The sequence below is a fragment of the Lentzea waywayandensis genome (assembly GCF_900115955.1).
Lineage (GTDB): Bacteria > Actinomycetota > Actinomycetes > Mycobacteriales > Pseudonocardiaceae > Lentzea > Lentzea waywayandensis.
The window spans coordinates 294062-302554 of the sequence record NZ_FOYL01000013.1; the positions used below are offsets into that span (position 1 = coordinate 294062).

The following is an 8493-nucleotide window of genomic DNA, read 5'->3' on the forward strand; positions in this document are numbered from 1 at the left end:
GCTCAGCGGGTCGTCGAGGGGGAAGTCGACACCGGTTGTCCCGTCGAGGACATCGGGGGGTTCGTGACGGTCGACGACGTGCTGTTCGGCGCGGAGGCAGGCGGTGTCGCGGGCGGCGGCGCGACCTTGCTGGACTGCGGAGTGGTGTTCGTCGGCGTGCTGGTGGTCTCCAGCGACCCGACGGAGGTCGGCGACGAGGACGGCGGCGGGACCGGCGACGACGTGGTGGTCGGGGACGGCCCTGGAGTCGCCGGTTCCACGGGTGCCGCGGCGGGCAGCACGGCGAGCGCCACCGCCACGACCCCCACGGTCGCGAGCCCGCTGCCGACCACCGCGATGGTGCGGCGCCGGGAGCGCACGGCCTGGCCGCGCTGGATGAGGTCAGCCGCCGTGATGGCCCGCGGCGGCGCCTCTTCCTGGTGCAGAGCGGAGAAAGTCGCCCGCAGGTCGTCTTCGCGAACCATCACACCTCCAGCCTCAAGTGATCGAACTCCGGGCCGAGCCTGCGCCGCAACGCGTCCAGGCCCTTGCTGCTCTGCGACTTCACCGTGCCCGTCGAGCACTTCAGCGCCGCCGCCGTGTCCTCGACGCTCAGATCGTGCCAAAAGCGCAGCACGAGGACAGCGCGTTGCCGTGCGGGCACGGCGGTGAGCGCCTGCCACACCACGAGCCTGTCTTCCGCCGCCACGACGGAAGACAGGCCCTCTGGGGGTGCGTCAGTCAGCTTCTCCCTGCGCCACCGCACCTTGCGGCGTTCGGCGAGGAACGTCCGCACGACGATCTGACGCAGGTACGGCTCCAGCCCCGACCGGTCCGCAAGTTTGGGACCGGCCAGGTACAGCTTCAAGAACGCCGACTGCATGACGTCTTCCGCCTCGTGCCAGTTGCCGCACAGCAGGAACGCCGTGAAGCGCATCGAGTCGGCGCACCGGTCGAAGCAGTCGGTGAACTCAGCCTCCCAGTTCAGCGGTGGCTCCTCACCGGGCCGGCGTCGTCGGTACCGGCGAAGAGGTGGGGGTCTTCGTGTTCACCGGGGTCGAGGAGACCGGCACCTTCGTCGCCTCGGGCGAGGTAGAGATCGGCGCGCTGGTGGGCGGCTGCGCCGGCCTCGAGGAGGTCGGGGTCGGCGTGGTCCACGTCGTCGGCGTCTTCGTCGGGGCCGACGTCGTCGAGGACGGCGGCAGCACCGTGGTCGACGGCGCCTCGGTCGTGGTGGAGGAAGGCGGCTGCGGAGCCGAGGTCGTGGGCTGGGGCGCACCGTCGCCGCCACTCAGCGCGAGGGCGGGCACCGCGATGCCGATGGCACCCAGCGCGACCGCTCCGGCCACGATCACCATTCGTTTGCGCACTTGCAGCTCCAGCAGGTCAGTGGTGCCAGGATCAGGCACCCTCACCCGTATCCATGCGGCCGGACTCTCGTCCGGTTGCCCGTGTGTCCTGGATCACGATCTCGACGCAGCGGGCTCGTTGCGCGGCTTCGTCCAGGACCGCGCGCCGGGGTTCCGGCACGTCCAGGACGCGCGCCTCGGCCTTGCTGAAGACGCCCGAGAGCCTGCGGTCGTTGCGCAGGACGTCGAGCGCCTGCCAGTCGCCGCCGAGCACCACGCCGTCGAGTTGGGACAGGCGCGGGACGAGCACCCTGGCGACGTCGTCCGCGGCGGCCTGGAGCGCGACCCTGGCCTGACCTTCCCGGCGCCGGGCGAACCGCTGCTGCGACCACCCGCCGGCCCTGATGCGGCCGTGGACCTGCTTGCGGTCGGTGGTGGACACCTCGACCCTGCCGCCGAACGCCACCCCGATGCTGTGGCCGCCGAGCCGCACGAGGAGAAGGCCGATCCTGCGGGGCTCCGTCAGCTTCTCGATCACCTCAGTTACAGAGGTACCGCCGCGCGTCGTGAACGTGGCCGTCGCGCCGTCGTTCGCTGTGATCTCGACCTCGGTCTCGCTCACCTGGACGTCGACGGCGCCGTGCCGGTCGGCGAACCGGGCGATCCAGCCCTCGATCCGTTCCGGCTCGACCTCGACGGCCCGCCCGCCTGGAACCGGCCGCACTCGGCTCATGTGTCCCACCCCTTGGTCACACCCGAGTTGGCGGACGTGCACACACTAGAGCCGACCCGACACAGCCCGTGCACGGCACGAAGATGTTACTGATGGGTTCGGAACGCTTGACAGATGAGTCTCGAAAGCGTGAACTCATCAACCGTATGGCTTAACCATTGACTCCATCCGGCTCCGACCAGCGATGTTCACGGGCGGGTAGGGTCACTGGGGCGTGATCTTATGACAGCGGGGAGTCACCATGACGACTGCTGCCGGTCGACCAACATTGACCGTTGAAGAAACGGACTCAACGGGCCACGGCAGCCTTACGCAGCTCTTGACGACGGGACCGTTCCCGGAAGCGTTGAGGGCCGCGATCAAGGCGAGCCGACTCAGCCTCGACCGCATCCAGCACCGGTTGGCACTGCGCGGCGTCACCATCAGCGTCGCGACGCTCAGCTACTGGCAGTCAGGACGACGAAGGCCTGAACGCCCTGAATCACTGGAGGCGCTGCGGCACCTCGAGTCGGTCCTGGGAGTGCCTCAGTCAGGTCTTTCGGCGCTGCTCGGCCCACCTCGTCCGCGAGGCCGCCGTTGCCGCCCGACGACGATGATGCCGATCGACGCCCTCTGGGCGCGTCGTGAGCGGGTCGCGAACCTGCTCTCGAAGGTCGACACGTCCTCCGACCTGAAGCTCGGCCGGATCAGCCAGCACGACCGCATCGAGATCTCTGCCGACGGCGGGCAGAAATCCGTGTGGGTGCGGCAGATCCTCCGCGCGGAGCAGGACGGCCCAGACCGTTGGGCGCTCGTGTTCGAGACCGAGGAGAGCGACGTTCTCCCCGAGATCACGAACGTGCGCAACTGCCACCTCGGCCGCATCGCCCGTGACCACGAGGCCAACATCATGGTCGCGGAGATGATGTTCGAACGGCCGCTCACCCGCGGCGAGACCCTCATCATGGAATACCAGCTGGTGTTCCCCGAGGGCCACGCCCCCAAGGGCAACAACACGTTCGCGCGCAAGTTCCGGCTGCCGGTGCGCGAGTACGTGATCGAGGTCCGGTTCGACGAGACGAACCTGCCGTCGCGCGTGCAGCAGTACAGCGTGCCCGCTGGCGACGAGACGCCGTCGCGGCGCCGCAACCTCACCCTGGACTCGGGTGGCGGCGTGCATGCTGTGGCGCTCGGGTTCGGGCCCGGTGTGTTCGGCATCCGGTGGGAGTGGCCGAACCGCTAGCAAGGCTCTGACAGACGCGTGAGGGGCGCTTCCCAGCCTGGGAGGCGCCCCTCACGCTGTGTTCCCTTGTGGGATACGAGAAGGCCCCTGACTCTGCGAGCCAGGGGCCTTCCGTTGCATCAGATCAGATCATCACACCCAGCCGGCGACGCTGAGGGTCACCGAGCGGATCGAACCGCGGTCGGTGCCCACCACGTCGGCGACCTTGAACACCCACGTGCCGTCAGCGGGGTCGGCGGTCAGCGTGGACAGCGGCGCACCCGCCTTCCACGAGCCGGTGAACGGCGCGTTGCCGCTCGTCACGCCCGAGAACGGCAGCGTCGCCGCGTCGTCGAACACGGCCTGGCAGATGTTGTTGCCGGTACCGCCCACCCGCGAGAACAGCGTCACGGACTTGCCGGACGGCGAGGTGAGCGTGCCCACCAGGTCGCCGACGAAGGTGTGGTCGATGCCGACCGTCGTCGAGCCCTCGGTGGTCGAGCACGTCGCGCCGTCCACGGAGAACTTCAGGTTCGACGCCGCGCCGACACCCGCCACCGCCAGCGGCACCGAGACACCGGTCTGGTCGTTGTCCGGGATGGCGAGCGGTGCGCCGGCGTACGCGAACGTCTTGAACTCGCGCGACGGCTCACCCACGCGGAGCGTGAACGAGGTGGTCGTCGGCGACGTCGCGCCCGAGTACGTCACCCGAGCGTCGAGCTTGACCGCCGAACCGAGCACGGCGGACGCCGGCACGGTCACCTTGTAGGTGTTGCTGACGGTCTGGCCCGGGTCGATGTTGCCGTAGTACTTGGACCGCGGCGCGATGGTCACACCGGCGGACGTCGTCGACAGCACGACCGAGGTCGACGCGGCCGAGCCGTCACCGTTGTTGGCCACCGGCACCGTCACCGTGGCAGTGGTGCCCGGCTTGAGGAAAGCGCTTCCATCGGCGTCGTTGACGATCGTCGGCTTCTGCGCGCGGGCCAGTGCCTGCGGCGACGCACCCGTGTACTGAAGGGCGCGGTCGGCCATCACGAGACCGGCACCGGTGCGATTGTCCACACCGGACTCGACGATGTCGATCGCCGTCGCCACAAGGGCTTCCTTGACCTCGGCGGGCGTCAGCGTCGGGTTGCCGGACAGGATCAGACCGGCGATCGCGGCGGCGTTCGGAGCCGAGGCGGACGTGCCGAAGAACGGCGCGAAGCCCGGCACCGACGTGGTCACGCCGTCGGCCGCGGTGATGTCCGGCTTCTGCCGGGTCTCGGCGAGCGGCGAGCCGTCCGGTGCGAAGAACGTCTTGCGCGGGCCGTCGGAGGTGAAGCGCTCCGGCTTCTGCGTGCCGTCGAAGGCGTTGGGGTACGGACCCTTCGGGTTGGCCGGGTCACCGGGCTCCAGGTCGAACGGCAGCGCGGCGGCGGCAGGTGCGGCCGCGACCGAGATCGCGCCCTTGGCCGCCGAGTGGCCGCGGGTCGTGCCCGGCGTGACGTACTTCTTGAGGCCGTCGTTGGTGTCGGCGAACCGGCCACCGAACAGCGACAGCGCGAAGTACTTGTCGTCACCGCGGAACTTCACGACCGCGAGGCGCGTACCCGTCGAGCTGCTCGGGGTGTTGATGCGCTCGTACGGGTCCTGCGCGCCGTCCTGGTTGTTCTGGCTGAAAGTGACAACGTTGCCCTGGGCGTTGACCAGGTACAGGTCGTAGTCGTTGGCCGACTGGCCGAGCGGGTCGGCCCAGTGCAGCACCACCGGGGTGTCGCCGGAGAAGTTCGACAGCGGGTCGAACAGCTGCTTGGCGTTCGGGTCCGGGTTGAAGTCGTGCGCGGTGCCGGCGAACTTGCCGACGCCCACACCCGAGTCGACGAACTGGCCCTCGTAGTGGCCGGAGGTGCCGTCCACGACGTTGCCCTGGTTGCCCGCGCTGGAGAAGAACATCGCGCCGTCCGCGACGACCGCGTCCACGGCGCGCGCGATGATGCCGTCCTGGAACGGCGACTCGTTGAAGTAGATGACGTCGTCGACGATGACGTCGCAGCCGAGGTCGAAGCGCAGCTTCTTGATGTTGTCCGCGAAGCTCGCGTCACCGTTGAACGCCGTGGCGAAGCCGAGTTCGGCGTTGGGCGCGAGGTCGTGCAGGATCTCGAGCATCGCGGTGCCCTCGTCACCGGAGCCCGCCTGGCCCGGCACGATGTCGACGGCCGGCAGCTCACCGGACGCCTGCGACACGGTCAGCGAGCCCACGCCGTCCGACAGCGCGCAGAGCTTCACGCCGACACCGGTCACGCGGAACGAACCGCGCGCAGCCTCGGCGTTGTGCGCCTTGTCGCTCTCCGCGACCTTGGCGGCCTGGACGGAGAGCTGCTTCTCCGACAGCCGGCGCTCGATCTCGCGCGACTTGTCCTCTTTGGACGGAGCCTGCTTGCGGGACTTGGTGTCCTTCTTGTTCTTCACGTCCTGCGTCATCGCGTCGCTGCCCGGCTCGACACGGGCGACGTCGGCGCGCCCGGCGATCTCGGCGATCTTCGCGACCGGGACCTCCGCGCGCACGGTGCGGTGCTCGGGGGACACTGCCCGAATCTGTCCGCCCGCCGCGCGGACAGCGTTGACCAGGTCCTCGGAGTACTGCTTGGCACGGATGTCGACCAGGGTGGTGGACTTCGGCGTCACGGCAACGCCGGTCTGCACCTGCGGAAGGGCGCTCGTCGTCCCCGCCGAGACGCGCTTGCGCGCCTCCACGACCAGTGCGCTGTCCACCTTGGACTCGGCAGGGGTGAGCGACTTCTTGATGCTCTGCAGCGCGGCGATCTGCGCTGCCGTGCGGTCGCTGATGGTCTTGGACGCCTTGCCCGGATCAGCGGACACCGGCGTGACTGCGGTGAGTGCGGCCAGAAGAACTGCGGTACCTGCGGTGACTAAGGTCGTGCCTCTTCGAGATCGGCGCACAGGAGTTTCTCCCCCGAACGTTGGCGTGCCCCCGAGCACGCGGCCTGCGACCGGAGATTCCCGGTCGAGGCGCCAACGTATGGTGCTTGACTGATCACAGTCAGCATCCGATTGGGCTACTTCTCACTTAGCAGACACAATCACACTTCACAGAACAAACTTCACAGGACAAACGCGTCAGTCCACAACTGACCGGTTCGCCCGGAAAGGGCTTCCAGCAGTGCCGCGGCCTGGTTGTCCGTGAGCGACGCGATGAAGTCCACGACGGCCCGCCCCCGCGCCAATCCCCTGACGACATCAGGACCGACCGGAAGCTCCCCGGTCGTACCGACCAATGTGGACGGCTCCGTCCGGGCGAGCGCCGCGTACTCCGTTTCGGCCAGCTCCACCAGATCGTGCAGCCTGCGCGGCAACCGATCCGCCTCGGCCCGATCGGTCACCCACTGCTCCAAGGCATCCACCAGCGAACTCAGCAAACGCGCCTGCCCGCGTTGGTGCAAAGCCAGATCCGGCCGCAGCAACACGAACCGGCGGTGCACGAACTTCAACACCTGAACCTCGTGCCACTGCTGAACGGCCAGCACCACATGACCAGACCGCGGCGTAGGCTCCTCGATCACGCCGACGGCGTCAACGAGCCTGCGCGTCCACCGCGCACTGAACCCCGCCACCGCCTGCTCGGCCTCGACCGACCCGTCGAACGGCACCGACAGCAACCCGTCGACGAGCTCCTTGCTCACCTTCCGCACCGCCAGCGCGAACGCCTCGTCGCTCATCACCCACGAGTCCTTGAGGTGCATGCGCCTCCGGAGCGTCTCGAGCGACCGCCCAGGCATCCGAATCTCGGCATACAGCTCAGCGTCACTGAGCCCGGCGAGGTCGAGCGCCTGCGCCTGCCAGGTCCCGAGCTCCGCGGCGACCGTCGCGTGCTGCAACACCCCGACCCGATGGAAGTCCTCAAGGTCGTGGATCGCGTAGGCGATGTCGTCCGCGGTGTCCATGACGCTCGCCTCGACCGTCTGCTGCCACGACTCGATCCGCCCCTCGAACAGCTCGCGCGCCTGCCGCAGGTCACTGATCTCCGTGACGTACGCGGAGAACTTCGAACTGCCCGTGCCCGGCATGTCCTCCGGCTCGCCGGCACCACGAGGCGCCACCGCCAGGCCAAGGTCTTGATGGCGAGTCCACGGGTACTTCAACATCGCCGCCCGCACCGCCACCGTCAGGTCGAGCCCGAGCGCCTTGGGCCCCCGCACGTCCGTGGTCGTGATGATCCGGAACGACTGCGCGTTGCCCTCGAACCCGTCCGGCAACCCGAACCTGTGCCGCGCCAGCCGGTCGAGCACCTGCTCGCCGAGGTGACCGAACGGCGGGTGCCCCAGATCGTGGGCGAGCGCGGCCGCCTCGACCACGTCGGGGTCGCACCCTCCCAGCTTCTCCAGCACCGCGATCAGCTCGGGACGGTTGGTGAGCCGTTCGGCGATGGCGCGCGCCGCCTGGGCGACCTTGAGGCTGTGGGTGAGGCGGTTGTGCACGAGCAGACCGGAGCCGGTGGAGCTGACGACCTGGGTGACTCCGCCGAGCCTCGCGAAGAACGGGGAGCTCGCCACGCGGTCCCGGTCGACCCGGAACGGGTTCGTGGCGAGGTCGGCGGTCCTGCCCACGCCGGCGGACCGCCGGGCGGTGCGTTGCTCGTTGTGCATGGCGAAAACGGTAGCTGGTCGGGCCGGTCAGGAGCCTTCGCCGCCCCACGCGTCTTCCTCATTGCGCGGCGAAGATGACCATGGTTTTGTGACACCCCCTCGGATATTTGTCTACTAGACGGAGCACGAGGCGAATCAGGCCACCGTTCACCCGATCGAGCTAAGCGGGTGCTGGAGCCAGCACAGCAGAAGGCCCCTGAGGGGAGCGCTTGTGGCGCTCGACCCTCAGGGGCCTTCTGTACGTAAGTTCGGCGGCGACCTACTCTCCCACACCGTAACCAGTGCAGTACCATCGGCGCAGAAGGGCTTAACTACCGGGTTCGGAATGGGACCGGGTGTTTCCCCAACGCTATAACCACCGAAACACTATGAAATTACAACCTGAACCCCGATCCTGCGGGTTCGATCGGTTCTGGTTGTTCTTCCAGAACCGCACAGTGGATGCGTAGCGTCTTTGTAACAAGTCCTCGGCCTATTAGTACCAGTCAGCTCCAACCGTTACCGGTCTTCCACCTCTGGCCTATCAACCCAGTGGTCTAGCTGGGGGCCTTAACCCACAAAGGGTGGGATACCTCATCTTGG

Annotated in this window: 7 protein-coding genes and 2 rRNA genes; 1 reads left to right on the forward strand and 8 read right to left on the reverse strand. The window is 68.3% G+C overall.

The window, feature by feature from the left end:
• Positions 1 to 2: 2 nt before the first annotated feature.
• Genes BM417_RS37740 through BM417_RS37755 form a run of 4 tightly spaced genes read right to left on the reverse strand, consistent with a single transcriptional unit; the run spans position 3 to position 2061 of the window.
• Entirely contained in the window at positions 3 to 464 is a 462-nt protein-coding gene (locus BM417_RS37740; protein WP_093604433.1) for a hypothetical protein, read from the reverse strand.
• The gene (locus tag BM417_RS37745; protein ID WP_093604435.1) at positions 464 to 967 is read right to left on the reverse strand and encodes a SigE family RNA polymerase sigma factor; all 504 of its coding nucleotides are present in this window, start codon (positions 965 to 967) and stop codon (positions 464 to 466) included. The genes BM417_RS37740 and BM417_RS37745 overlap by 1 nt, the downstream gene beginning before the upstream one ends.
• A 10-nt stretch (positions 968 to 977) precedes the next feature.
• Positions 978 to 1349, reverse strand: coding sequence for a hypothetical protein (locus tag BM417_RS37750; RefSeq protein ID WP_143138978.1), 372 nt, complete (start codon positions 1347 to 1349; stop codon positions 978 to 980).
• A gap of 31 nt (positions 1350 to 1380) precedes the next feature.
• The gene (locus BM417_RS37755) at positions 1381 to 2061 is read right to left on the reverse strand and encodes an acVLRF1 family peptidyl-tRNA hydrolase (protein ID WP_093604439.1); all 681 of its coding nucleotides are present in this window, start codon (positions 2059 to 2061) and stop codon (positions 1381 to 1383) included.
• Between the two features lie 319 nt (positions 2062 to 2380).
• On the opposite strand from BM417_RS37755, the gene BM417_RS37760 reads away from it, so the two are divergent.
• Positions 2381 to 3283: a helix-turn-helix domain-containing protein gene (locus BM417_RS37760; RefSeq protein WP_245822512.1), complete on the forward strand. Its 903-nt coding sequence runs from the start codon at positions 2381 to 2383 to the stop codon at positions 3281 to 3283.
• A gap of 132 nt (positions 3284 to 3415) precedes the next feature.
• Here the strand turns inward: BM417_RS37760 and BM417_RS37765 are convergent, their stop codons facing one another.
• From BM417_RS37765 to BM417_RS37780, 4 genes are all read right to left on the reverse strand, one after another.
• Entirely contained in the window at positions 3416 to 6127 is a 2712-nt protein-coding gene (locus BM417_RS37765; RefSeq protein ID WP_245822514.1) for a S8 family serine peptidase, read from the reverse strand.
• 242 nt (positions 6128 to 6369) lie between these two features.
• Positions 6370 to 7911 (reverse strand): deoxyguanosinetriphosphate triphosphohydrolase family protein, encoded by a 1542-nt coding sequence (locus BM417_RS37770; RefSeq protein WP_093604445.1) that lies wholly within the window; start codon positions 7909 to 7911, stop codon positions 6370 to 6372.
• A 246-nt stretch (positions 7912 to 8157) separates the two neighbouring features.
• A 5S ribosomal RNA gene (gene rrf, locus BM417_RS37775) occupies positions 8158 to 8274 on the reverse strand.
• Between the two features lie 92 nt (positions 8275 to 8366).
• Positions 8367 to 8493: ribosomal RNA gene (locus tag BM417_RS37780) — 23S ribosomal RNA — on the reverse strand; the annotation flags it as partial.